Here is a 25,954-nt window from a genome sequence, read left to right on the forward strand (position 1 = left end):
GTTTCCAAGAGTAAAAGCCATAAACAATGCAATAACTCTTCTTTTCTTCTGATCGACCAGGTTCAGGCATAGAATGAGATAAATCAAAAAAAATCGCTAAAAGAGGTTTAGATTGTGGAGAATCCGTCAACGATGTTTACAAAACCACACTGTTACAGGCTTTAATCAGCAGCCGTAAGCAGTGAAGGGGCGAGGCGATGGACCCATGAATCTAGCAGATATGCTGACTTTTGCTGATATTGGCCAGTTAAATCGAATAGCAGATTACTATCAATGTGAATGTAAGCCCAATTCCAAACATGAACTCATCCAGAGCATTCTCACTACATTGGGCAGCAAACCTTTCTTTGAGAACCAGGTACGGCAGCTAACCCAGGCAGACCAACGGTTTTTGAATAACCTGTTATTTGATCCCCGCCAGTATTATGGCATGGAAGAGCTCATCGCCATAGCCCGTCAATCTATGGACAAGAAGGAGAGTGAAGCTGGTGCGAGTCCGCGTGATCTGATCATTCGTTTTACCAAAAGCGGTTGGTTGTTCAGTGGCACAACGCAGCAGACAAGATACCTCTATCAAGTGCCTCAAGATTTGAAGTTAAGGTTCAGAGATGTGTTATCAGCACATTTACGAGCAGGCATCACCAAAACGTCCGAGCCAGCCATGTATCGTGAAGAATATCATCTAATGGCCGAGGACCTTAAGCTCTTTCTGAGATTTGTGCAGCAGCATGAGATCGCAGTCAATGCAGAAGGCATGATGTACCGCCGTTCGCAGCAGCAAGTGATGGAGCATCTGCATATCCCCGAAGAACTGGTTGGCAAAGGCGGCTGGCGATTCGGATATGGCCGCTCGTTCAAGGACTATCCTGACCGCTTTGCGCTGGTGTATGATTACGCATTTCATCACCGGCTCATTCGGGAAGATCAAGGGTTTCTAAGGATGACAGCAGCGGGAGAAGAAAAGCTGAATGCGGATAAAGCGGCCGAAATGATACAGCTTTTTCGGTTTTGGTTAAGACTTTATAAAGGCGCTGTTCCAAACTTGTCGTCAATTGTGTATTGGACGGGGGAGTGTGCCGCTGATTGGTCTACAACCGAATCTCTCTTTCAGCAAATTGGACCGTTCATTCAGCCCTTCTACTACGATACAGCGGAAGATATCTATGACAAGCGAGTCATCAAAATGATGTTACATCTCGGTTTGGTTCGTGCTGGTGAGCATGAGCAAGGAAGAACGGTGCAGATGACAGCCTGGGGTTCGAAACTTGCGGCTTCCTGCCGTTCCATCTCGGGAGATGTCAAGCCGATTCTGTTTGACAAGTGAGGGACAAGTTGTTAAAATCACTCCCAAATTAAGGAGTGATACGAATGATAATTTCTTATCAAGGTAAACAACCACAGTTACATCCTACAATATACATGGCTGAAGGCTCGAAACTGATTGGTGATGTCACTATGGGAGAAGATTCTTCCGTATGGTTCAATGCAGTCCTGCGGGCTGATTTGGCACCCATCAGGATTGGAAAGCGCTGTAATATCCAAGATAACACGGTTGGACATGTTAATACCGATCAGCCCTTAGTGCTCGGAGACGATGTTTCCGTAGGACATGCTGCCATCATTCATGGCTGCAGCATTGGCACAGGATCATTGATCGGCATGGGAGCCATTCTGCTGAATGGGGCTGAAATCGGTGAATTTTCACTAATCGGCGCCGGCTCTGTGGTTACTGAAAATAGTAAAATTCCGCCCTATACTCTCGCTTTGGGCACACCCGCCAAAGTTATTCGAGAATTGACTGAAGCTGATCTGCAGCGAATGTCGAAAACTACACTTGGTTATGTGATCAAAGGAAGAGAATATAGGAGCTCTTAAATCCGTTTTGGAGGTGCATCCTATTGGATAAAATGAAAGTTACGTATGAAGTCATGTTGGGGCTGGCGGCTGAGATGGTCTGGGACGAGGCGCTTCGCAAACAGCGCAGCGAGAAGCTTTATTTGGAAATCGACAAAGCGTTGGCTACCGGAGACGAAGTAGCTTTCCGGAGTCTGACGGATGAACTGAGGACGATCAATTAAGAGATCAGCGAATGGTAAACATAGAGTGAATGCTGAACTTAAAGGAATGCGCAGCCGCGCGTTCCTTTTTTAATTTGCATGCTGAAAAAAAATGAATATCTGGCTTTATAACATATGCTCATATATAATATGGGAATAAAATGGATAGGAAGGGGATATAGGGAATTGAAATTCAGTGAGATGAATCAGGATAGCTGGGCCGAACTGCAGCTCTATCTGGATACATGCCTTGTTCCGTTCACGGCTATGAGCGGTCAACAATCCCCAGTCGAAGCGACTGAAGCATTGGAGAGGCTGAGAGATTTTTTAGACACAGTAGAGATTCCGTTCAAAGGCAGAATTATGACATATCCGGCCTATCATTACATAAGTGCAGAAATGTCAATGACATTAAATACCTTGTCGTCTGAACTGAAAGCTTCGGGTTTCAAATATGTGGTCATCATGTCAGCAGACGGATCTTTTGCGGACATGCATATTCCGAATGCAGATTTGTTATTGAGTCAACGGGACCTTCTTCAACAAATGGAAAACGAGTCCATCGCTCGATATGTAGGGGAATGTATTCGCGAACTATGGAAAAAGTGACGTCTTGATGACAAATGTGACAAATTTCCAACAGTTTTTTAACAACGCTTACAATTCAACCTTAAAAATGTGTGACAAATTCTTGACGGTGTTCTAGGGCTACTATATGATTATGTATGTTCTAGTAAGTCGTGGAATTTATGATAATGAAAACGATTGAGAGAGTTGGCTTAAAAGGGGGTTGGAGACAGTATGAGCAGTGAGCATGACCAGCACGAAGCCTCGATGAAACCGCCAAGCAGATTGGAAATGTCACGCAGGCAGTTTTTGACTTACACGCTTGGTGGAGCTACAGCCTACATGGCCGCCGGTGCAATTCTTCCTATGGTCCGTTTTGCGGTGGACCCGATTTTGCAGCACAAGGGAGAAGGAACCTCTGTCAAAGTGGCTGAAATCAGCAAAATTACGAATGAACCTCAAGAATTTACGTTTGAACTGAAGCAGCAGGATGGATGGTATTTGAGCAATGCCTCGCTGGTGGCCTGGATTCGTAAGGACGAACAAGGGAAAATTTATGCGCTTTCCCCGATCTGCAAACATCTGGGATGTACAGTAGGTTGGAATAGCGACAAAAATTATCCGAATGAGTACCATTGTCCATGTCACGGCGCGCACTATGACAAGGAAGGGAAGAATCTTGCCGTAGCCCCGAAACCGCTGGATGAATATGTGGTTAAGGAGGAACAAGGCTGGGTTTATCTGGGCGAGATTGTTCCGAACACCCGAGTGAAATAGGAGGCGTGAACGCAGATGTTTAAAAATGTCTATGACTGGATTGATGAGCGTCTTGACATCACGCCGATCTGGCGGGACGTTGCGGATCATGAAGTGCCAGAGCACGTTAACCCGGCTCATCACTTTTCCGCATTCGTTTATTGTTTTGGCGGATTGACGTTCTTTATTACCGTTATTCAGATCCTGTCGGGGATGTTCCTGACGATGTATTATGTACCAGATATTATTAACGCTTATGCGAGTGTAGAGTATTTGCAAACGAAAGTAGCTTTTGGTCAGATTGTACGCGGTATGCACCATTGGGGAGCCAGTCTGGTTATCGTCATGATGTTCCTACATACGATGCGTGTTTTCTTTACAGGCTCTTACAAGGCTCCGCGTGAAATGAACTGGGTCGTTGGCATGCTGATTTTCTTCGTCATGCTGGGTCTGGGTCTGACAGGATACTTGCTGCCTTGGGATAACAAAGCTTATTTTGCAACAAAAGTAACATTAGAGATTGCCAACACAGTGCCTTGGCTCGGACCAATTATCAAGGAGTTCCTGCAAGGGGGAACAATCGTTGGTGCACAGACACTGACAAGGTTCTTCGCATTGCACGTCTTCTTCCTCCCTGCGGTGCTTCTGGTGCTTCTGGTCGGACACTTTATTATGATCCGCAGACAGGGCATTTCGGGACCACTATAAACGAAAGAAGGGAGGAAACGTAATGGCTCACGGGCACAAGAACAATGATGAGGAAAAGGTTATCTTTGTCGGTGATTCACGCGTCCGCAAGGGGGCGGGGTTTATCACTCCACCTGACTACACGGCATATCCCGGCAAATCGGAAGCATTTATTCCGAACTTCTTGTTGAAGGAGTGGATGGTAGGTGTCGTTGTTCTGGTCGGCATTCTGGTGCTGACCATATCAGAACCTGCACCTCTCGGCTATCCGGCCAATCCAAGTGCATCGGTTATTCCGATGCCAGACTGGTACTTTTTATTCCTGTATCAGTATTTGAAATATCCTTACGCATCCGGAGATTATGTCCTGCTGGGCGTGCTGGGTGTCAGTGGTGTTGCTTTTGGGGCATTGCTGCTGGCTCCCTTCCTGGACACGGGAAAAGAGCGTCGCTTCTACAAACGGCCGATTGCATCTGCTCTAATGTTTCTGTCTGTAATTTCGGTGTTCTATCTCACGAACGTAGCCTGGACTCACTACAAGCATGAGCTTGAAGCGTCAGGTCAGAAGCCGGAGCATATTCAGCGGGAGGAAGAAGCTCTTGAGAAACATGAGCAAGGCTTGCCTACCTCCAATGCGCCAGGACAGCAGCAGGAGGAAGTTGCGATTGTTGACAAGGATGACCCGGCAATGGAAACGTACAAAAAAGCCGGATGTATTGGCTGTCACGCAGCTGATATGAAAGGTCAGGGCAATGCGCCTTCTCTTCGAGGCGTTGGCGACAAACATAGCCAGGAAGAGATCGTGACGATTATTAAAGAAGGTTACAATGGAATGCCTCCAATGTATGACCAAGCTGTAGCTCAAGGTGTTACGGATGAGGAGATCACTCATCTGGCCGAATGGCTTGCGAAACAGAAGGCAGAACAGTAAAATCAAATTAATGAAAAAACCTGATCGTTCATCGATCAGGTTTTTTTGAAGCCTTTTTTTGTTGAAGAACGGCATGCGGTTATTTTGAAGAAGAAAGAAGGAGCGGTGCGCGTGGCTTTATCGTTTTTTTGGAGCAGGGAGTTTCTGACCAATCGCTATTTCCTGTGGCTTTTGTTCTGGTGTAATGCGCTCGGCACGGTATACGGTTATATCTGGTACGGAGAACAGATGAAGTGGACACTTGCCCATCAGCCGGCGTGGCAGATCGTATTTGTGCCAGATAGCCCAACAGCAAGCTTGTTTTTCACATTAGCGCTGTTATGGGTACTTTATCCGGTCAAGTCGGTAGTCCTTCAGCGAATCGGACATGTCATTCAGGCTCTTGCGGTTGTAACCTCTGTAAAATACGGAGTATGGGCCGTGGCTGTTATTTTTGCAGGCTGGTTTCAAGGAGGGGCACAGCACTGGCAGGACTGGATGCTGATTGCCTCTCACAGTGCGATGGCTATTGAAGCCCTGATTTATGTGCGTTTCTTTGGCTTTCGCTGGTTAGCATTGATTGTAGCTGGTCTCTGGACACTGCTGAACGATACAATGGATTATACATATGACATCTATCCATGGTTGCCCGCAACGCTGTACAATCATGTGGATGGTGTGCGTGATTTCACCTTTACGCTAACGTTGATCAGCATTTTATTGGGATGGCTAAGCTTAAAGCAAGCAAGGCGTACATGATTTCAAATTGTGACCTATAAAAAACCGTCTCCTTTCGAATGATGGGTTGTGCCTCCCATCTGACCAAGGAACGGTTTCTTTTAATTTTAACAGTTTAACATAGCGTTCTATATCCAATTTATGACCTATGGGACATGGGATGGGCTTCTTTTTTGTCTAATTTGTGTCTATATTGTGCTGTCCTATGGCTCGAAAATGAAGGTGGTCGATTCGCAATGGATTATAATAATGATTGTAATTAATTCCTTTTAATGTTTTATGCGAAGGGGGTGGCCTGAGTTCTGATTAGGGTTTCTGGAATCTCATACTAACCGAAAAGAAAGGTGGACATGTAAAATGAACAGAACAAGATTGTTAAGGAGTCTTACCATTTTTTTGATAACGCTTTCTATTTCATTCCACACGTTCTATGTGAGTACAGAAGCCGCATCAAAATTATCTCCTTCTCAGGATTATGTTCTGAAAATGGGTAAGGGCTGGAATGTGTTCAATACTTATGACAGTTTTAGAACGGATGACTTCTCGCTTTCGGATGAAACCTCATGGGGGCAGCCAAGAGTAACTCAGGAGTTGATATTGGCTGCCAAAGCTAAAGGGTTTGACAGTATTCGAATTCCGATGACTGCATACACAAGGTACACGCTAGGGGCAGATGGACACTATGTTATTAATGCCGAGTGGCTAAACAAATATAAGCAAGTGGTTGATTGGGCAGTTGATGCTGGCTTTTACGTCATGATTAATCTTCATCATGATTCCTGGTCGTGGCTTTCAGCATGGGATGGAAATAAGGAATCTGAGGAATATAAAAGATTTGTGGATTTGTGGACACAGCTTGCAAATCACTTTAAAGATGAACCTCATAAGGTCATGTTTGAAACAATCAATGAGCCTTATTTTGAGAGTGATTCAGGCATGATCACCAAACAAGATAAATTGAATCAAATCAATCAGGCAGCTTATGATGTCATTCGCAGCACAGGCGGAAAAAACAATACAAGAATGATCGTTGTCCCAACTTATTCTACAAGTGCAGACGTTCAACATGCAGATGCAGCCTATCATTTTATTGCAGGGTTGAATGACCCGAATATAATTGCCACAGTGCATTTTTATAGCGACTGGGTATTTAGTGGAAACTTGGGGATTACCGGATTTGACGAACCGCTCTATGAAGGCAGGATGGATACCGCAAGAGGCAATGTGGATTTGATGTTTGAAACACTTAACAACACATTTATCTCCAAAGGGGTAGGTGTGGTTATTGGTGAATACGGCTGGTTGTCCCCGGACGAAGGAGCTGCAAAAATGCAGTCGGGTGAGAAGATAAAATATCTTGAATATCTGAATCACAAGGCATCGCAAAACGGTGTGAGTTCAATGGTCTGGCCAGGTCCATTTTCACGACTTCCCTCCTTCGATTGGCATCCGGAATTCGGAGCCGCAATTCAAGCAGCGAATCAGAAACAGCGTTCCTCATATTCCACAGGTTTGAATGAACTCTATTTCGAGCAGCCGGTTCAAGAGGATATTCAAATTCAGCTTACGATGAATGGTAATACCTTCAAACACATTGAGGGAGTGAATCCACAACATTATTCCTTTAATTCGTCAACTTCAACACTTACGATCTCGAAAAATTTTATAAATGAGAAATTCAATCAACATGCAAATGGCGTTATTGCCGATCTGGTCTTTGTGTTCTCGAAAGGTGCGGACTGGCATCAGTATTTCATTCGATATTCAACTCCGGTGTTTGGAACGGCTTCTGGAAACATAACCGAAGGTATTCATATTCCGGTGGAGTACAGCGGTGCAAAAGTTAGAAGAGCTTCTCTGCTTGATACATCCGGCAAAAGAGTAGGTGGGAATTCCTGGTTTCCATATATGAAGTTTGGCAGCGATTTCACAGCGGACTACAACAATGGATCACTTGGCCTCCTGAAAGATGCCTTTGACAGTTCTGTTCCAAACGGAGCTCTTATTCTGAAGGTTGAGTTCTATCATGGTCAAATCATGAAGTATGCCCTGCAGAAAAGCGGAAATACGTTAACAGGATTAGGTATAGTTTTCTAACGTAAGGATTGTATGCCTTGACGTTGGGGCTTCTTCTCATTATTTTCACATGATGAAGGATAAGCCCCTCCCTTTCGCTGCAGGCTGTGTTCCCGAATAAGCAGGTGTTTCAGTATGATTTTTTGCATGTTCTAATGAACACCGCTTGGCCATACATTGATGGTGGGAGGGATGTCCATGAAGAGAAGATGCATTAGTAAAGCGGGATTTCTGGCCGTAACGCTCATGGCTCTGCTGCTTTGGACGAATGTAACTAATCAAGTATCTGCGCAAAACGATGAATCCAGTCCGAACAGGAATCAGGAAGTGTCCTCCAAGTATACGATTGCACAACTGAACGAAGAGGCCGCTGTATTGTATCGCCGAGCGCTGGAAAATAATATCGAGGAAGTGCGCGCAAGCATTTTGCGCATCAGCAGCAGCTTGCAGCATATCTCGTTTGAAGGTCAAACCTCGGTTGAGGGCATTCATGCTTTATCTGAAACAATAGTCGAAGTCAAAGAGGCTGCGGTCAAACTGCAGGCGGATAAACAGCTGCTTCTGGAGTCATCGGCCAAGCTCAGGCTTGCCGCGGACAGTTTAGCTCACCCGGTGAAGCCGCTTTGGCTGCAGTATTATAAAATCATGAAGGATGATCTGGACGCGTTGTCACTCGCAGCTAATCAAAACCAGAACGCGACCACGCTCGCGAGTCAATATCTGGTACTTGAGCAGCATTATGAAACGATCCGGCCGGCTGCGATGATTCGTCTGGAGCCGCACCAGATTGCACAGGTAGATGCATGGCTCTCCCATATCAAAGGGCTGACACAGGCAAAGCAGCCTGATGCTGCGCAGCTGAGAAGCATGACTGCTCACGGAGAAGAATTGGTGAACCAGCTGTTTGGACGTGAGAAGGATGAGAGTGCATTTGTTCCTTTTGTACAGGGGCCTGACCGCAGGGTCGCGGGACTGGTGATCAGTTCGGTCATTGTCGCTGCGCTCAGTTATGCGGGATACCGCAAATACCGTGCACAGCAGCAGGATATTTTTACATATCGACGTTAATAAAAAAACCTCTCAACGCAAGCAGCCAGATTCATGGCTATACATGCGGAAAGAGGTTTTCCTTATATGTTTTACATTCCGAAAACGGGTGTCAGCTTTCCTTGAAACCTTCGCCATGTACATCATGTACATCGCTGATAATGACAAAGGCTCTTGGGTCGATCGAGCGCACAATGGTCTGAAGTCTGCGGAACTCCTGTCTGGAAATAACACAGTATGCCATATGTTTGGCTTGTTTGGAATAAGCTCCGATAGCGGGAATCAGTGTAACACCACGGTCCATATCTTTGGTGATCTGCTCTGCAATCTGCGGGGCATGGTCGCTGATGATCATAAACGCACGGGCAGAATAAGCGCCTTCCTGAATGAAGTCGATTACTTTGGACGCAATAAATACGGCTACCAGTGTATAGAGAATTTTTTCCTTGGGAATGTAGATGAGTGAAAGCCCGATAATGACAAAGTCGATGCCTAACAGCACACGTCCCATACTCCAGCCATATTTGCGGTTCAGAATACGTGCAATAATATCAGATCCGCCTGTAGTGCCTCCCCAGCGAAAAACGATGCCAAGGCCGGCTCCAAGGGTTACTCCTGCATACAAAGCGGCCAAGAGAAGGTCGTTTTCGGTATGTAACGGTTCAATCCAGCCTTGATGGATCAGCTTCTCAAAAAGCCATAGAAATGCCGTCAGCGCGCCGACCCCGATGCCGGTGTAAATCATCTGTCTGCCGCCCAGCACTTTAAGGCCAATGAGAAACAGCGGCACGTTCAGAATCAATGTTGTCAGTGAAGGAGAAACCCCGAAGGCATAGTTGATTAATACGGTTACCCCGGTAAGTCCGCCCTCCATCAGCTGATTGGGGATAATAAAATAGAGAAGCCCGAAAGCATACAAGGCTGTACCCAGCAGAATGGGCAGTACGAGCTTTAGTTGAACCCATGTTTTGGCAGTGCTCATAAGATCCCTCTCTGTACATGAATTAGAATGTGCAAGCAATCATTCCCACATTAGTATACCTGTTTCTTCAATCTTTAAAAATGGTTTGTTCAAGAGCTTGAAAATGGAATTATGCAGGACCTTAAAAATGAATTTGTGCCGGATGATGGTGGAAGTGAGCTTCAATAACTGATATTATTAGGAACAAACACGACATCAGAATAGAAGGAGAACCTGCTCTCATGGAGAAAAGTCTGGCGGAAATGCAGCGTGAGGTTGACCTCTATATTTCCCAGTTTAAAGAGGGATATTTCAGTCCTCTGGCCATGCTGGCCCGGATGTCTGAAGAGGTTGGAGAGCTTGCCCGTGAAGTGAATCACGAGTTCGGAGAGAAACCGAAGAAGGCTTCCGAAGCTGCCAATTCGATTGAACTTGAGCTCGGAGATATTTTGTTTATCACGATATGTTTTGCAAACTCGCTCGGTATTGATTTGGCTGAGGCACATGATAAAGTCATGCATAAATTTAATACCCGCGACGCAAATCGGTGGACTCCAAAAAACACCGATTAGGCGTAAATTACATATGCTGTACCATCACCCGCACGGGGAGGGTCAGCTTGATGATGAAACCGGAAGATTATATGCAGCAGGCTTACCGCTGTATATTGCAAAATGATTTTGAGCAGGCCATTCGCTGGTTTGAGACGGCCATTCATGCTCACCCGGAACATGCCGAGTTGTATTATCGCTGTTCCATTACACATGCTCGCAGCAATCATCTGCTGCCTGCACTTGAATACGCCCGCAAGGCAGTGGAGTTATCCGAAGGCGTAGAAGAATATATGCTTCATCTGCAGACACTTGAGGCGAAGCAGCTGACAGTGACGGCCAAAATGCTGCTAGAGCAGGCGGGGAAAGAAACAACCACGCCTTATGTCGATGCCGCTACGCTTCTCAAAGAAGCGGTCAGATTGGACCCGCTGTCGGTGGAAGCTCATGTTATGCTGGCGCTGGCTTGCAGTGATCTGAATGAGTACGAGAGTGCCCTGCAGGCCCTTCAGGATGCCATCCTGCTTGATCCGCAGAATGGGCAGCTGCATCAAATGTTACAGGATACGAAGCAGCGTATGAAATCCATGCAGTAAGAGATCATCACAGTCTGGATTACCGTCTGAGATGATCAGCTGGGTTGAGACGAATACATGAACGAACATAGTGAAGGAGATGCAGCCAAGATGAGTGAAGTGATTAGAGTTGCCGTGATCGGAGCGGCTGGCCGAATGGGCCGTGAAGTGGTGAAGCTGGTACTACAGGACCCGGATCTGGAGCTTGCAGCCGCTGTCAACCGCTCCGGAGCAGGCACGGACGCCGGGACACTTGTAGGATTGCCGGAATGCGGTGTACTGGTAACGGATGATATCGAAATGGCTTTTGCCGAAACCAAACCGCAGGTCATGGTTGATTTTACAGTGCCTCAATTTGCCTTTGCTCACACAGAGATTGCCATTCGTCATGGCGTAAGACCTGTCATGGGTGTTACCGGCTTCACGCCGGAGCAGATCGAACAACTGGACAAGCAGTGCCAGGAGAAAGGCATTGGCGGACTGATTGCGCCTAACTTCTCAATTGGAGCGATCCTGATGATGCGTTTTGCCGCACAGGCGGCCAAGCACATGCCTAACGTGGAGATCATTGAGTATCACGGAGATCAGAAGCTGGATGCACCTTCAGGAACAGCCATCAAAACAGCGGAGCTGATTGCGGCCAATCGTGAAGAAATCCGTCAAGGCAATCCGAATGAGGAAGAAACGATTGAAGGAGCACGTGGTGGATATTACAACGGGTTCCGCATTCATAGTGTGCGTCTGCCGGGTGTATTCGCTCAGCAGGAAGTGGTATTCGGTGATTACGGACAGTCGCTGAAAATACGACATGATTCATATGAACGTGCAGGTTATATGCCGGGAGTCAAGATCGGTGTACAAAAGGTCATGGAATATACGGGTCTCGTATACGGCTTTGACAACTTTATCGATTAGAAGGAAATTTAAAGATAGTCATGTAAAGGAGATCAAGATTGTCATGTTGAAAATCGCATTTATCGCCCATGATCGCAAAAAAGAAGAAATGGTAAACTTCGTGACCGCTTATGAGCCTGTGTTTACGGATCATCAATTATATTCCACGGGCACGACGGGTCTTCGTATTATGGAGGGCACATCCCTGCAGATTCATCGTTTTGAATCAGGACCGCTGGGAGGCGACCAGCAGATCGGTGCTTTGGTAGCGCAAAACGAGATGGACCTGATCATATTCCTGCGTGACCCGCTGATGGCTCAGCCGCACGAGCCGGACATCAATGCGCTGCTCCGCCTGTGTGATGTACAGGGGATACCGCTGGCAACGAATATAGCAACCGCCGAGATTCTTGTTAAAGCACTGGATCGCGGTGATTTTGCTTGGAGAGAGCTGGTACATAAGTACAAGCCTGAGGCTGGAATCCAAACAGGTGATGCTGAATGAGCCTGGATATTCTCATCTTCGGAGCACATGCAGATGATGCCGAGATTGGAATGGCCGGAACGATTGCGAAACATACAGCTGCCGGTTTAAAGGTAGGTGTATGTGATTTGACGCGTGCGGAGATGTCCTCCAATGGCACAGTCGAGCGCAGAACCGAGGAAGCGGAGCAAGCCTCCCGCGTCCTCGGTCTTTCGTGTCGGACCAATCTCGGCTTGCCAGACCGCGGACTTTATATTACACCTGAACAGGTACAAGCGGTTACTGCGGAGATACGCAAACATGCACCGCGCATCGTTTTTGCTCCTTATTGGGAGGATCGGCATCCCGATCATATCATGTGCAGTAAACTTGTTCAGGAAGCGTTATTTAACGCAAAGCTACGAAATTACTTGCCGGATATGCCTGCTGTGCAAGTAGAGGCAACATATTTTTATTTTATTAACGATATCGGTCCTACGGATTTGATTGTGGATATTACGGAACACTATGAACAGAAGGAAGCATCGCTTCGCTGTTATCGCTCCCAGTTTGAGCAGGGTGAAGGCATTGTTTCTACGCCGCTGAATCAAGGTTATATCGAACGGGTGAGAGCTCGTGATTCCTTGCTTGGACAGCGCAGCCTGATTTCATTTGCGGAAGGTTTTGCCACGAAAACACCGTATGTTGTGACACAGTTTGGGGTTTGAAGCCAGAGGAAATTTGTATATAAAGATATAAGTCCATTTATACACACAATATAATTAACAATTAACGGATTAGAATATCTAATTTTCCGTTGTTTGATATCAACCTGCACGAAGCGGGAGATCAAAGGAGCGTCCAACCGGATGGATCAAAAGCTGAAAATCGGAATTACCTGTTATCCGTCTCTCGGAGGTTCTGGGGTTGTCGCAACGGAACTCGGCAAGTTATTGGCTGAGCAGGGACATCAGGTTCATTTTATTGCAAATAGTATTCCTTTCAGACTAGGAAAATTCCAGAAGAACATTTTTTATCATGAAGTTGAAGTGAATGATTATTATGTGTTTCGTTATCCGCCGTATGACCTTTCTTTGGCGACCAAGATGGCACAGGTGGCGAAGGCGCAGCAGCTTGATCTGCTGCATGTCCATTATGCGGTGCCGCATGCGGTATGTGCTTTTCTAGCAAAACAGATGGTCGGGGACAACCTGAAAGTTGTGACTACACTTCATGGTACGGATATTACTGTACTGGCTCAGGATGAATCTTTGAAAGACCTGATTCGTCTGGCGATCAATGAGAGTGACGCGGTAACCGCCGTATCCCAGGATTTGATTCGTGAAACGGTCGAGCTGCTGGACATCGAGCGGCCGATTGACCTGACTTATAATTTTATTGACAAGCGTGTGTATTATCCGAGAGATGCGGCGAGTCTGCGTCGTGACTTTGCAACACCTGATGAAAAAATATTGATGCACATCTCCAACTTCCGTCCAGTCAAACGAACGCAGGATGTGGTCGAGGTCTTTCGTCAAGTACAGGAGCAGGTGCCAGCCAAGCTGCTGTTTGTAGGTGAGGGGCCGGATTTGCCTAAAATTCAATGTAAGATTAAAGAACTCGGCTTGAGTGACAAGGTTCACTTCCTCGGCAGACAAGATGATATCGCTCAGGTGATATCCATGGCTGACATTTTGATGCTTCCGTCTGAAAAGGAAAGCTTTGGCCTTGTGGCACTCGAAGCTATGGCATGTGGCGTACCCACGATTGGTTCACAGGCTGGAGGTATTCCAGAACTTGTGCTTCACGGCAAAACAGGATTCCTCTCACCGATCGGAGATACGAAGTCTATGGCGGAGAACGCGATACGTCTGTTGACGAACGAGCGTCTGGCTGCGGATATCAGGGAAGCTTGTCTCCAGCGGGCGCATCATGATTTCTGTAATGACTCTATTCGTCACAATTATGAACAAATATACTATCGTGTGCTTGGGAGAGAAATTCCCAGTTTGAATCCCGTATGCGGGTAAGCCTCGGGGACCACAGCAGGTAAGAGAAGAGGTGATATATGGTGGTTCAATGGACACAAGCAGATGATGAAATGGCTAAACAAAGTGAGAACGTGCTCATTCGGTTAAACGAAGAGGGTTTCAAGGCTTATTGGGTTGGCGGCTGTGTTCGTGATGAATTAATGGGCCGTTCTGTTGATGATATGGACATTACAACCTCTGCTTCTCCCGAGCAAGTGATGAACATATTTGAAGATTGCATCCCTACAGGGCTGCAGCATGGAACGGTGACGGTTCGCTCAGGAGGCCATTATTTCGAAGTAACCACGTTTCGCACGGAATCCGAATATCACGATAATCGCAGACCTGCGGCAGTACAATTTGTTCAGGATATCAAGGAAGACTTGCAGCGGCGGGATTTTACAATGAATGCTCTGGCTATGGGCGTGGATGGGGTTATCGTTGACCCGTTCGGCGGGCAAACGGATATCAAGCAGAGACTGGTTCGCTGTGTAGGGCTGGCCGGAGAACGCTTTGGAGAGGATGCACTGCGTATGCTGCGCTGCGTCCGCTTCGCTTCGGTATTTGATTTCAGCATTGCGTTTAATACGTGGAAAGGCTTGTTACACCAGCGCGAATTGCTTCAGCATATTGCGATGGAACGGGTTCGAACCGAGATGGTGAAGATGATGGCTGGTCCTCATCCATTGAAAGGGCTGGCATTGTTAGATCGCAGTCGGGCGCTGGAGCATGTCAAGGCTCCGGTGAATGCGTCCAGATTTAATCAGCGTATGCTGACTGGCCTGGAGCAATTGTCGGAAGATCATATACTGCTCCGCTGGTCGTGTCTGCTGCTTGCAGGTGCTTATGACCGCGAAGAGGCAGACAAGCTATTGCGGCAATGGACGTTCTCTAATGAACAACGAACCCGTATTACCGGGGTTCTTCAGGTAGAGCAGCAGGTCAGTGATTTTGTTGAGCAAAGCGGTGACATCGACTCTCTTCGGGCACATTGGATTGTCACCGTACTCCATTGCGGTGCTCAAGCGGCCAGTGACTGGCTCCAGCTTCAGCAGGTTCTCCCGAAACAGTGGCGAGAAGTCTCGGAGCAGGCATATCTCAGGCTGGATCAAGTTCAGGCACAAGCTGCTGTCTGGACTCAATCCATGCCTGTACATGAGCTGAAGGAATTGCAAATTACCGGAGAACAGATATTGAAGCTGGTGGATCGCAAGGGTGGACCTTGGCTGGGACAGCTGATGAAACATTTGCTGAAAGAGACGGCAATCGGAAATATAATGAATCAGCATGAAGCGTTAAGTGCTGAAGTGAAGCGGGTGGCTATGAATGAGCAAGCATGAAGATTTATTACATATGCTGCTTCATGCTGATGGGGAGTTTGTATCGGGTGAGGACATCAGCAGGCATCTGGCCATTAGCCGAACGGCTGTATGGAAACATGTGAATAAACTGCGTGACCTTGGATACGAGTTCGAGGCTGTTTCACGTAAAGGATATCGCTTGGTCACCAAGCCGGAAAGAATTGATGCGGCAGCACTGCAGCTGGCGCTGAAGACAACCGTATTTGGTCGTAAGGCCGTGATGCTCTCCTCCACGCTGTCCACCCAGGGGGATGTTCAGAAGCTGGCTGAGGAAGGCGAGGCTGAAGGCGCTGTTGTTTTTGCAGAAGAGCAGACTGGAGGGAGAGGTCGATTCGGCAGAAAATGGTTTTCTCCTTCTGGCAAAGGCATCTGGATGAGTGTGCTGCTGCGTCCAGAGCTGGCTATACAGCATACACCGCAGCTAACGCTTCTGACCGGTGTAGCCGTATGCCGAGCTATTCGCGCTTGTACCGGTGCTCAGGCAGGCATTAAATGGCCTAATGATCTGTTAATTGATGGCCGCAAGATGTGTGGTATTTTGCTCGAATCGACGGTTGAGGATCACGAGGTTCGATACTGTGTGGCAGGCATCGGTGTGGATGCGAACTTTGATAAACATGATTACCCGGAAGACTTGCAGCATATTGCTACCTCGCTCAAGATTGAAACTGGACAGCCGGTTGACCGAACCGCGCTTGCTGCCGCCATTCTGACCGAGCTGGAGCATCTCTATTTTTTATATCAAAAAGAGGGGTTTGGTGTTATCGCATCGCTGTGGGAGGCATTGTCGGTATCCTTACACCGCAAAGTGACCATCACGAATCCACATGGAGTGATTGAAGGCACGACAGTAGGGCTTGATCCTTCGGGGGCGCTGGTGGTCGAGAAGCAGGATGGGCAACGTGAGCTCATCGTTTCAGGGGAAGTAAGCTGGAAAAGCTGACATTTTGTCGAACTTTCACAGGTCATGTGAACATTAGACGTGAAGTTTGAGCAGAACTCTGCTATACTGTGTTCGTGAGGCGGTATCGGGTTGTTACAGACCGAGCTGCACTCCGTAGTGCAGTATATCTTTGTTCTGCTTGCTCTGTTTATAGAAGCAGACGGCAATTGTAATTAAAGTAACATATCGACAAAAGTATTGTTGGATTCTGCTCTGAGCCGAAGAGGACCGAGACAGAAGGGACGATCGCAAGTGACTCTTTTTTGACTTTTCGGGACTTTTTAGTGGAAAAACTAAAAGGTTTTTTTTGTTGCGTTTCGATTGAAAAGGGAAAGAGAAAGGGGCACAAGAACATGGCTAAGAAGCAACCACTGAATATTGTGAAAATGAAAAAATACAAGCAGGACGGAATACCGCTAAGCATGATTACGGCTTACGATTATCCGACAGCTCTGCTTGCCGAGGAAGCCGGCATTGATATCATTCTGGTGGGAGATTCCCTGGGGAACGTTGTGCTGGGTTACAATTCCACGCTGCCGGTGACGATTGATGATATGGTGTACCATACCCGTTCGGTTGTACGTGGTGCAGAGAATACGTTTATCGTGGCAGATATGCCTTTCATGACGTATCACGGCAGCATTGACGAAACGCTGAAAGGTGTGCGCCGCCTGATGCAGGAGGGTCATGCGCATGCGGTCAAAATGGAAGGCGGCGTCGAAATCGCAGATACGGTCAAAGCCGTAGTGCAGGCAGGAGTACCTGTGCTTGGACACATCGGTTTGACGCCGCAATCGGTGAATCAGATCGGAGGTTACCGCATTCAGGGCAAGGATGCTGCAGATGCGAAGCGTCTGATGGATGAAGCGAAGGCGCTTGAGGCAGCTGGTGCTTTTGGCATCGTGCTTGAGTTGGTGACGGAAGAGGTTGCTGATGCCATTTCGAAAGAATTATCCATTCCGACCATTGGCATCGGTGCAGGCCGCGGGTGTGATGGGCAGGTGCTCGTTTTCCATGACGTGGTCCAGTATGCTTCGCCTTACACACCGAAACGTTTTGTCAAAACGTACGGCGACGTTGGTTCGATGATTCGCAGCAGCATTGCAGCTTACGTAAAAGAAGTGAAGGATCGTTCATTCCCGGCAGAAGAGCATGTATTCAACGCCGCGGATGGTGTGCTGGATGAATTGTACGGACAACGCAAAGAAAAGGTGGAAATTCGCTGATGAAGGTTATACGCACAATCACAGCATTAAGACAGGAAATTCAGGTGCTGCGCACAAATCAGGCGGGCGGTGCTAGAGAGGCTGTTGTTGGACTGGTACCAACGATGGGATATCTTCACCAGGGTCATGCCAGCCTGATGAAGGCTGCAAGAACACAAACGGACATCGTGGTTTTGAGTATTTTTGTAAATCCGATTCAGTTTGGTCCGAATGAAGACTTCGACAGTTATCCGCGGGATGAGGCAAGGGATGTTGAGACAGCCCGCAATGAAGGAGTCGATATCGTATTTATTCCCTCCGTGGAGGAGATGTACCCACAGCCGACGCAAACGACAGTTTCGGTATCCCGAATCACGGAGCGTTTATGCGGAGCCTCTCGTCCGGGACATTTTGACGGTGTTACGACGGTTGTATCCAAGCTGTTTAACATCGTGCAGCCGCAAAAGGCGTTCTTCGGTATGAAGGATGCGCAGCAGGTGGCGGTCATTGAACAGATGGTCAATGATCTTAATATGCCTGTTGAAATTGTACCTTGTCCGATTGTTCGTGAGGAGGATGGACTGGCGCTGAGCTCCCGCAATGTTTATTTGAGCTCAGAGCTGCGTAAGGAGGCATTAGTGCTGTCTCAGGCACTGCGTGCGGTGCAGGAGGCTGTTGAGGCAAGAAAGGCGGTTACAGCGGCTGACGTTCGTCGTCTGCTGCGTGAGCACATTGGCAAATCTGCTGAAGCCGTTATTGATTATGCCGAGATTCAGGCTTTTCCAAGTCTGGAGCCGCTGCATGACCAGGATGAACTGCGTACCTTCGACGATCTGTTAATTGCACTGGCCGTGAAATTTGGAAAAACAAGATTGATTGATAATATACGTATTCAACATCTGGAGGTGCTGTCCCGTGTTTAGAACTTTGATGAAATCCAAAATCCACCGTGCGACGGTGACGGAAGCGAACTTGAACTATGTGGGTAGCATTACCATTGATGAGGACCTGATGGAGACATCGGACCTGATGGAAAATGAAAAGGTGCAAATTGTGAATAACAACAATGGTGCGCGGCTTGAAACCTATGTCATTCCAGGTCCGCGCGGCAGTGGTGTAATCTGCCTGAACGGCGCGGCAGCCCGTCTCGTACAGCCTGGAGATACGGTAATTATCATTTCCTATGCGATGATGTCTCAGGAAGAAGCGAATACACATCAACCAACGGTGGTATTCGTGGACGGTCAGAACAAACCGGTGCAGACGATGAAAAAGGAAGTGCACGCCACGATTTTGTAATCCGCTGGGAAGGGGAATGAAATCTGCTCATCCAGCAAAAAATGAGTACAGGTCACTGCACTAATCCATTTTTTCAAGGGTGGGGATGCAAGCGATGTTCCAGCATGTTTTCGCCGAGATGAACGACATGTTAGATGAAATTATCAAGAGCTATCCTTCCGCTAAAGGTCTGGACAAACAGGAATTGCAGCAGAAATGGAATTTATTAAAGCGCATGAGTGATGGCGTGCTGGATGAATGGCTGATGTTTGAAGAAAAGATGAGCCAGCTCAGGGAGCAGGAGCTCGAAAAGCCGGCTTCTCTGGAGCCGGAGCAGGAGGCGGTTACTGCTCTTCCCGAGCTTGATCTGGAATGTTTCAGTCGCGGTCAGGGGTACTTCAAGCTGCAGATGTATCCGCAAGCCATTGATCAATTCTCAAGGGTTGTTCACGATTACCCCGAGAGTGCGCTGGCTCGTTTCTATCTGGCACTTGCTCACCTTAATTTAGAGCAGTTATATGATTCAGAAGTCCATTTACAGCATATTATGCTGTTAAACGGTTCTGCGCGGCTCAAAGGCCTGGTATGTAATGTGCTGGGCTGTATTCAAGCCAAGCTTTCGAATCCGGAAGCTGCCTGCTCCTTGTTTGCCCAGGCCCTTCAGCATGACCCGACATTGACCGAACCTCTGTATAACATGGAAGCCTGCAGGCTTAACAGAGGCAAACTGCAATACGCAAATCAGCTGACTGCCCTGAATTAGGGCGTGTCTTGAAATCTGCTTTCTTCAGCGTTTTCAGACACGCCCTAAACGGACATTTGGCGGCAAAAGAACGGTGTTTCCTCCTATGGCATAGCGGCGGGAACACCGCTTTTTTGTCAATTAATTTTCAAATGTCCTTTTTTTTGCTATGCTGTAACATAGACTGGAATGGAAGGGACCGTATATTGCAATGAAATTTGCCGTTTTGGATTTCGAAACAACCGGCACGCAGTCCGACGGTGAAATTATACAGGCCGGACTTGCCATCATAGATCATGACTACAGCATAACTCAAATATATAGTTCTTATGTAAATCCGGGTGTGCCCATTCCTCCTTTTATTACGGGGCTGACCGGAATTACAGAAGACGATGTCGCGGATGCTCCTTCACTCGAAGAGATGATGATGGAGATGGTGCCGCTTCTTGACGATGTGGTGCTTGTGGGCCATAACGTTGCCTTTGATTTTCATTTTTTGCAGAATGCGTTGGATCGGTGCGGTTATTTGCCTTTTACAGGCCGTATTCTGGATACGATCGACTTTCTGAAAATTACGTTTCCTTCTCTGGGATCGTATCAGCTCGGTTACGTGTCAGCCGAGTTCGGATTTCAGCATGACCGTCCACATCAGGCGGACAGCGATGCACTTGCAACAGCTTATGTGCTGCTCAAGTGCCTGGATGAGCTTAGAGAGCTGCCTTTAATAACAATTCAGCGGCTTAGTGATCTGTTTGCGCCAGAGGATAGTGATCTGGGCTGGTTTTTGGACGGGCTGCGCAGCGAGAAGGAAGCTGAGCCAATACAAGACCTTGACGGGCATACGTATTATCGTCAGCTGGCGCTTAACGTCAGCGATTGGACGGAGATTGGAGCGCCTCGCGATGAGCGGGAAGCGAATCCGCTGGACGGGGTAAGCTTTGATCAGTTTATGGATCAGGTGAGAGCGAACCTCAAAGATACGCTGGAGCATTATGAAGAGCGTGAAGCACAGACACAGATGTTCAGCAGTGTACGACAGGCGCTGGATGAAGAGAAACATCTTCTTCTGGAAGCTGGAACGGGCACAGGGAAGTCACTGGGGTACTTGCTGCCGGCTATTTATGAAAGTGTTAAACAGGAGCAGAAGGTGATGGTGAGCACTCACACCATCAATTTGCAGGAGCAGCTGCGTGAGCGGGATATTCCCATGCTGACTCAGGTGGTGCCATTCCCGTTCAAGGCAGCTGTCTTCAAGGGCAGAGGGCATTACCTGTGCCTGCGCAAGTTCGAACACAAAATCAACAAACGTGAATTTGCTACGCCAAAAGAGGATTATTTCACAGCCGCTCAAATGATTGTATGGCTCACACAAACGGAAACGGGGGATGACGAGGAACTAAACCTCAGCGCACGTGGTGGCGACTTCTGGGAGACTGTTCAGAGCGAATCTGAATCATGTCTTGGCAGATCCTGTCCGTGGTTCCGCAAATGTTTCTATCATCGTGCCAAGCATGAGGCCGGGCTTTCGGACATTGTGATTACCAATCATTCGAAGCTGTTCACAGATGTGAAGGCTGCTCACCAGCTTTTGCCAGCATATGAAAGCCTGGTTATTGATGAGGCCCATCACCTGGAGGATGTTGCGGGTAAACATCTGGGTCTTCATATGAAGTATTTTACCCTTGTGCACACACTCACACGTTTGTTCAAGGACAGCCGTAACGGACAGCTTCCGATGCTGCGTTCACAGCTGTCAGGACACGAGAAAGGCGTGCAGTGGGGTTCCATGGTGGATGAGATGTTTCCTCTTGCTGTGGAAGTTAAGGAGCTCTGGGACCGTCTGAGCGACGCTCTGTTCAGCCTGCTTCCTGAACGCAGCGACGCGTCACCAGGCGAGACAGGACAATTCTCCCTGCGACTGAAGGCATCACAAAAGCCTGCGAAGTGGCAGGAGCTGCAGGATCTGGAGAACCAGATCTATGTCACTCTGGGCGATATGGTTCGCAAAGGCGACAAGCTGCTGCTTGAAGTGAAAGAGGATCAGGATGATTATCAGTCTGACAGCCTGATCACAGATATTACCGGACTGTTGAAGGATTTGACGACAATGAAGGAGAATCTGCGATTCTTCATGCGTATGGACGATGCCAAGACAGTGTACTGGATGGAAGCCAGCGGTCAGTTCCGCAGCAAGTCCCTTCAGTTATACGCTGTTCCGGTGGATGTAAGTGCACAGCTGAAAGAGATGTTTTTTGACAAAAAGAAAAGCGTTGTGCTTACATCAGCGACGTTGTCTGTCGACAAGTCCTTCCAGTTTATGATCGAGCAGCTGGGCTTGCAGGAGGCTGCGGACAATAATCGGCTGCTGACCTCCATGCTTCCTTCTCCGTTTAATTATCGTGAGCAGGCTTTGCTGGTGATCCCGCGTGATTTCCCGAGTCTGAAGGGCAGTGTCGGAGATGCACACTTTGTACAGATGCTGGTGCAATCGCTGGCTGAAGCGGCGATTGCAACTCGTGGACGGATGCTGGTGCTGTTCACCTCTTACAAAATGCTTCGCCAGGTATATGATCCGCTCAAGGAGGCCTTGTCGGGAAATGACATTTCTCTGCTGGGCCAAGGGGTGGACAGTGGCAATCGTTCCAAGCTGACCCGAAGATTCCAGGATGCCAAAGCGGCGGTACTGCTGGGTACGAGCAGCTTCTGGGAAGGGGTAGATATTCCAGGCGAAGCTCTCACCTGTCTGGCGATTGTACGACTGCCGTTTCAGCCTCCGAACCACCCGCTACTCGAAGCGAAGAGTGAACTGCTGGTGGAGCAGAAAAAAAATCCATTTATGAAGCTGTCTGTTCCACAGGCGGTCATCCGGTTCAAGCAGGGATTTGGGCGACTGGTTCGTACCGGCAAGGATCGGGGTATTGTCATCGTGTATGATACCCGTGTGATCGAGGCCTACTACGGCAAGTATTTCCTGTACTCACTGCCTGGACCGAAGATGGAACATATGCTTACAGAACAGATGGTACCGCGTATTTCCGAGTGGCTGGATCAACCTGCCGAGTAGCAAAAATATTCATTTTTTGTAAGCTATGGCATTGCATTGTGCTTTAACATGGCGTTACACTCGAAAGAGACTTTACAGGCAGAACATCATGGACTTATAAATTTAACTTGCAGGGCATTCTGTATATATATAAATAATGCAGCTATGCATAGGTAGATATACAGAATGCCCATCTTTTCAATATGTATTTTGATATCGCAGCATTATTTATAATTTTATCGTGGCAATGGTAAGGGGGAGCAATAAATGAAATCGGATAAAATTTCAGAAGCAGTAGTAAGACGTCTGCCTGTGTATTTGCGTTATTTGAATGAACTCGTGCAGCGTGAGGTGACAACGGTTTCCTCGCAGGAGCTTGGACAGCGCCTTGACTTGAATCCGGCCCAGATTCGCAAAGATCTGGCTTATTTTGGTGACTTTGGCCGTAAAGGCATTGGATATGATGTTTCTTACTTGATTGAGAAGATTCGTCACATTCTGAAAATAGACCAACAGATCAATGTGGCTCTGGTTGGAGCCGGTAATCTTGGACATGCGTTGTCGAATTATAATGCGTACCTCAAGGACAATATGAAGATTGTAGCTATCTTTGACGCATATGGTCCGAAAATCGGCAGCAAGATCAACAGTCTGACGGTCAAACCGATGGAAGAGCTGACCGAGGCGGTACAAAAAGATAACATCCGCATCGGCATCATCACGGTTCCTGATACAGAAGCTCAGAACGTCGCTGACCAGCTGATTGAGTCGGGGATTGAAGCCATTCTCAACTTTGCACCAACCATTCTGAAAACACCTCCGCATGTACGTATCCATCATGCTGATTTTACAACAGATTTGCTGAGCCTGGCTTATTACTTGGAGAACGGGAAGGACGAGGAGCAAGATGACAACAACGAATAAATGGGTAATTCACAACGGGAAATTTGCTGTAAACGAAGGTTCCAACTGGACAGTAGTGCAAGGATATATGGTTGTTGAGGATGACAAGATTGTGCATATTGGTGAGACGCTGCCGGAAGGAAACGAGCATCTGACTAAAGTGGATGGAAAAGGGCTCCTCTTCCTGCCGGGTCTGATCAATACGCATGGTCATGCAGCGATGTCACTGCTTCGCGGCCATGGCGATGATCTGGCATTGCAAGTGTGGCTGCAGGAAAAAATGTGGCCAATGGAAGCCAAAATGACTTCCGAGGACGTGTATTGGGGAGCATCGCTTTCCGTGCTTGAGATGTTGAAAGGCGGCACAACAGCATTTCTGGATATGTACGATCATATGGATCAGGTCGCAAAAGTGGTGGAACAGTCCGGGGCAAGAGCTGCGCTTGCGCGTGGTGTAATCGGACTTTGTTCGGAAGAAGAGCAGATGCGCAAGCTGGAAGAGTCTGCAGCATTTGCACGTGAGTGGAATGGACAGGCGGGTGGACGCATCACAACCGTAATTTCTCCGCACGCACCCTATACTTGTCCTCCAGACTACATAGAGAAGCTGGTACAGGTTGCACATGATCTGGACCTGCCGCTGCATACACACATGTCAGAAACCTTACGTGAAGTTGAGCAAAACGTAACAGATTATGGTCTGCGTCCAGTGGCACATCTGGAGAAACACGGCTTTTTCTCCCGCCCTTCTCTGGTAGCTCATGCGGTGCATCTGAACGATGAAGAGATCGAAATTTTGGCGCGTCATGATGTTGCCGTATCTCACAATCCGGGGAGTAATCTGAAGCTGGCCTCCGGGGTAGCGCGTGTTCCAGCGCTGCTAAAAGCCGGAGTGACGGTATCACTGGGGACAGATGGCCCTGCGAGTAATAACAATCTGGATATGTTTGAGGAAATGCGGCTTGCAGCCCTTATCCATAAAGGTGTATCCGGCGATCCGACAGCTGTACCTGCTGGTGAGGCGTTGCTGCTTGGAACAGGTTACGGTGCGAAGTCTATCTTCCTGAAGGATACAGGGATGCTGCAAGCGGGAATGAAGGCTGATTTTATTGCATTAGATATTGAACAGGCTCATTTCTATCCGCATACCGATCTGATTTCACATACGATATATTCTGCTTCTGCGAAGGACGTGCAGCACGTCTGGGTTGACGGGAAGCAGGTAGTGAAGCATGGTGAATGTTTGACACTTGATGAAGAGCGTATTTTGCGAGAAGCTCAGCAGGCATTTGACCAGCTGCTTGCTCGTTAAGGAATAGACAGGCTGCCGTGTGCAGTTTTTCAAGGAAAGGAAGTTCAGCTCTTGAAGAAAAAAAAGAAGTGGATCTGGATATCGCTGCTCATCCTCGTTCTGGTTTTGTTTGGACTTCAGCAATATTATGTCTACGTTACACAGGATCAGCGCCAGGAGGAAGCACTGGCGATTCAGGCGGCGAAGGACCAGCTCGGCATCACATCACCGGATGAGCTCCGCAAATACGTCTGGGGCGAAAAAGAAGGCGATGACAATATCTATTGGACGATGACGGCCAAAAATAAAGATAATCAGGATATCCTGGTATGGGTGAAGTTTGATATGAATAATCAGCCTGTGCAAGGTACGGGCGGGGTTCACAGTGAGCTGTTGCAGAACGGGATGTCTGAAACACAAATTCGCAGTCGCTTCGAATCTGATGTGCCTGGCGGCGAGATTAAACGGATCATGCCCGGAGTGGTGAATAATATTTACGTTTGGCAGGTATATTACAAAGCGGATACACACAATTATTATCGGTTTTACCGATTCAGCACTGGGGAGCAGGTGGACCTGGTGTATACAGTTCCTAACAGCTAGCCAAGAAACCGGCAGTCGATACATCGACTGAACCGGTTTTTTGGCATGTTCATGATATTAAATGCTGTCAAAATAGCTTATTTTAAAGTTTAATAGTGTTAATCGATGATATTCATGAAACTTTTAATATAGTTAAATTTAATATTTTATTCATATTTTCACCTTCGATATTGTATATACGATGTGATATACTCAAATATGTACTGAAGTTAACAAATAACGCAAACAAATCTGCAACAGTTATTGCAGATATCATGTACAGCTAACTATATA

27 protein-coding genes are annotated in these 25,954 nt (G+C 47.5%); 26 read left to right on the top strand and 1 reads right to left on the bottom strand.

The features are described from left to right. Positions 1 to 205: 205 nt before the first annotated feature. From HNR77_RS18075 to HNR77_RS18120, 10 genes are all read left to right on the top strand, one after another. Positions 206 to 1,324 (top strand): hypothetical protein, encoded by a 1,119-nt coding sequence (locus tag HNR77_RS18075; protein ID WP_184187286.1) that lies wholly within the window; start codon positions 206 to 208, stop codon positions 1,322 to 1,324. A 44-nt stretch (positions 1,325 to 1,368) separates the two neighbouring features. Next, positions 1,369 to 1,875: a gamma carbonic anhydrase family protein gene (locus HNR77_RS18080; protein ID WP_184187289.1), complete on the top strand. Its 507-nt coding sequence runs from the start codon at positions 1,369 to 1,371 to the stop codon at positions 1,873 to 1,875. A gap of 23 nt (positions 1,876 to 1,898) precedes the next feature. Beyond that, positions 1,899 to 2,078 carry an IDEAL domain-containing protein gene (locus tag HNR77_RS18085; protein WP_017687723.1) on the top strand — a complete coding sequence of 60 codons (180 nt, stop codon included), beginning with the start codon at positions 1,899 to 1,901 and terminating at the stop codon, positions 2,076 to 2,078. A 165-nt stretch (positions 2,079 to 2,243) separates the two neighbouring features. Next, a complete protein-coding gene (locus tag HNR77_RS18090) occupies positions 2,244 to 2,666 on the top strand; it encodes a DUF2487 family protein (RefSeq protein ID WP_184187292.1) in 423 nt (140 codons plus the stop codon). 192 nt (positions 2,667 to 2,858) lie between these two features. Continuing rightward, complete coding sequence (locus HNR77_RS18095) at positions 2,859 to 3,401, top strand: QcrA and Rieske domain-containing protein (RefSeq protein ID WP_111271394.1); 543 nt, start codon at positions 2,859 to 2,861, stop codon at positions 3,399 to 3,401. A gap of 15 nt (positions 3,402 to 3,416) precedes the next feature. Continuing rightward, entirely contained in the window at positions 3,417 to 4,088 is a 672-nt protein-coding gene (gene qcrB / locus HNR77_RS18100) for a menaquinol-cytochrome c reductase cytochrome b subunit (protein ID WP_017687726.1), read from the top strand. Between the two features lie 22 nt (positions 4,089 to 4,110). Further along, positions 4,111 to 4,998, top strand: coding sequence for a menaquinol-cytochrome c reductase cytochrome b/c subunit (locus tag HNR77_RS18105; protein WP_184187294.1), 888 nt, complete (start codon positions 4,111 to 4,113; stop codon positions 4,996 to 4,998). 111 nt (positions 4,999 to 5,109) lie between these two features. Next, a complete protein-coding gene (locus tag HNR77_RS18110; RefSeq protein ID WP_184187480.1) occupies positions 5,110 to 5,736 on the top strand; it encodes a DUF1405 domain-containing protein in 627 nt (208 codons plus the stop codon). A gap of 336 nt (positions 5,737 to 6,072) precedes the next feature. Continuing rightward, a complete protein-coding gene (locus HNR77_RS18115) occupies positions 6,073 to 7,812 on the top strand; it encodes a cellulase family glycosylhydrolase (protein WP_184187297.1) in 1,740 nt (579 codons plus the stop codon). 177 nt (positions 7,813 to 7,989) lie between these two features. After that, positions 7,990 to 8,859, top strand: a complete 870-nt coding sequence (locus tag HNR77_RS18120) for a sporulation protein YpjB (protein WP_184187300.1) — start codon at positions 7,990 to 7,992, stop codon at positions 8,857 to 8,859. A 91-nt stretch (positions 8,860 to 8,950) separates the two neighbouring features. Here the strand turns inward: HNR77_RS18120 and HNR77_RS18125 are convergent, their stop codons facing one another. After that, the gene (locus HNR77_RS18125) at positions 8,951 to 9,820 is read right to left on the bottom strand and encodes a YitT family protein (protein ID WP_111271389.1); all 870 of its coding nucleotides are present in this window, start codon (positions 9,818 to 9,820) and stop codon (positions 8,951 to 8,953) included. Positions 9,821 to 10,041: 221 nt separating this feature from the next. On the opposite strand from HNR77_RS18125, the gene HNR77_RS18130 reads away from it, so the two are divergent. From HNR77_RS18130 to HNR77_RS18205, 16 genes are all read left to right on the top strand, one after another. Beyond that, positions 10,042 to 10,371, top strand: coding sequence for a nucleotide pyrophosphohydrolase (locus HNR77_RS18130; protein ID WP_111271388.1), 330 nt, complete (start codon positions 10,042 to 10,044; stop codon positions 10,369 to 10,371). Positions 10,372 to 10,421: 50 nt separating this feature from the next. Next, complete coding sequence (locus tag HNR77_RS18135; protein WP_184187303.1) at positions 10,422 to 10,946, top strand: tetratricopeptide repeat protein; 525 nt, start codon at positions 10,422 to 10,424, stop codon at positions 10,944 to 10,946. Between the two features lie 90 nt (positions 10,947 to 11,036). Beyond that, complete coding sequence (gene dapB / locus HNR77_RS18140) at positions 11,037 to 11,840, top strand: 4-hydroxy-tetrahydrodipicolinate reductase (RefSeq protein ID WP_110894269.1); 804 nt, start codon at positions 11,037 to 11,039, stop codon at positions 11,838 to 11,840. A gap of 43 nt (positions 11,841 to 11,883) precedes the next feature. Next, positions 11,884 to 12,324 (top strand): methylglyoxal synthase, encoded by a 441-nt coding sequence (gene mgsA / locus HNR77_RS18145; protein ID WP_110894267.1) that lies wholly within the window; start codon positions 11,884 to 11,886, stop codon positions 12,322 to 12,324. Further along, entirely contained in the window at positions 12,321 to 13,010 is a 690-nt protein-coding gene (gene bshB1 / locus HNR77_RS18150; RefSeq protein ID WP_184187306.1) for a bacillithiol biosynthesis deacetylase BshB1, read from the top strand. The genes mgsA and bshB1 overlap by 4 nt, the downstream gene beginning before the upstream one ends. Positions 13,011 to 13,151: 141 nt before the next feature. Further along, entirely contained in the window at positions 13,152 to 14,312 is a 1,161-nt protein-coding gene (gene bshA / locus HNR77_RS18155; RefSeq protein WP_184187308.1) for an N-acetyl-alpha-D-glucosaminyl L-malate synthase BshA, read from the top strand. A 38-nt stretch (positions 14,313 to 14,350) separates the two neighbouring features. After that, the gene (locus tag HNR77_RS18160) at positions 14,351 to 15,652 is read left to right on the top strand and encodes a CCA tRNA nucleotidyltransferase (protein ID WP_184187311.1); all 1,302 of its coding nucleotides are present in this window, start codon (positions 14,351 to 14,353) and stop codon (positions 15,650 to 15,652) included. After that, complete coding sequence (locus HNR77_RS18165) at positions 15,639 to 16,616, top strand: biotin--[acetyl-CoA-carboxylase] ligase (protein ID WP_184187314.1); 978 nt, start codon at positions 15,639 to 15,641, stop codon at positions 16,614 to 16,616. Before HNR77_RS18160 ends, HNR77_RS18165 begins: the two co-directional genes overlap by 14 nt. A gap of 353 nt (positions 16,617 to 16,969) precedes the next feature. Continuing rightward, a complete protein-coding gene (gene panB, locus HNR77_RS18170) occupies positions 16,970 to 17,842 on the top strand; it encodes a 3-methyl-2-oxobutanoate hydroxymethyltransferase (protein WP_184187317.1) in 873 nt (290 codons plus the stop codon). Next, on the top strand, positions 17,842 to 18,744 hold the full coding sequence (gene panC / locus HNR77_RS18175) for a pantoate--beta-alanine ligase (protein WP_184187320.1): 903 nt from the start codon (positions 17,842 to 17,844) through the stop codon (positions 18,742 to 18,744). Before panB ends, panC begins: the two co-directional genes overlap by 1 nt. Beyond that, positions 18,737 to 19,120 carry an aspartate 1-decarboxylase gene (gene panD / locus HNR77_RS18180; RefSeq protein WP_184187323.1) on the top strand — a complete coding sequence of 128 codons (384 nt, stop codon included), beginning with the start codon at positions 18,737 to 18,739 and terminating at the stop codon, positions 19,118 to 19,120. Before panC ends, panD begins: the two co-directional genes overlap by 8 nt. Positions 19,121 to 19,205: 85 nt before the next feature. Beyond that, positions 19,206 to 19,862, top strand: coding sequence for a tetratricopeptide repeat protein (locus HNR77_RS18185; protein WP_260410661.1), 657 nt, complete (start codon positions 19,206 to 19,208; stop codon positions 19,860 to 19,862). Positions 19,863 to 20,052: 190 nt separating this feature from the next. Next, a complete protein-coding gene (gene dinG, locus HNR77_RS18190) occupies positions 20,053 to 22,905 on the top strand; it encodes an ATP-dependent DNA helicase DinG (protein WP_184187326.1) in 2,853 nt (950 codons plus the stop codon). Positions 22,906 to 23,151: 246 nt separating this feature from the next. Further along, a complete protein-coding gene (locus tag HNR77_RS18195) occupies positions 23,152 to 23,808 on the top strand; it encodes a redox-sensing transcriptional repressor Rex (RefSeq protein ID WP_184187330.1) in 657 nt (218 codons plus the stop codon). Beyond that, positions 23,792 to 25,099 carry an amidohydrolase gene (locus HNR77_RS18200; RefSeq protein WP_184187333.1) on the top strand — a complete coding sequence of 436 codons (1,308 nt, stop codon included), beginning with the start codon at positions 23,792 to 23,794 and terminating at the stop codon, positions 25,097 to 25,099. Before HNR77_RS18195 ends, HNR77_RS18200 begins: the two co-directional genes overlap by 17 nt. A 51-nt stretch (positions 25,100 to 25,150) precedes the next feature. After that, positions 25,151 to 25,681: a DUF5590 domain-containing protein gene (locus HNR77_RS18205; RefSeq protein WP_184187336.1), complete on the top strand. Its 531-nt coding sequence runs from the start codon at positions 25,151 to 25,153 to the stop codon at positions 25,679 to 25,681. Positions 25,682 to 25,954 lie beyond the last annotated feature (273 nt).

It is taken from the genome of Paenibacillus sp. JGP012 (genome assembly GCF_014203995.1).
In the GTDB taxonomy this organism is placed as follows: domain Bacteria; phylum Bacillota; class Bacilli; order Paenibacillales; family Paenibacillaceae; genus Paenibacillus; species Paenibacillus silvae.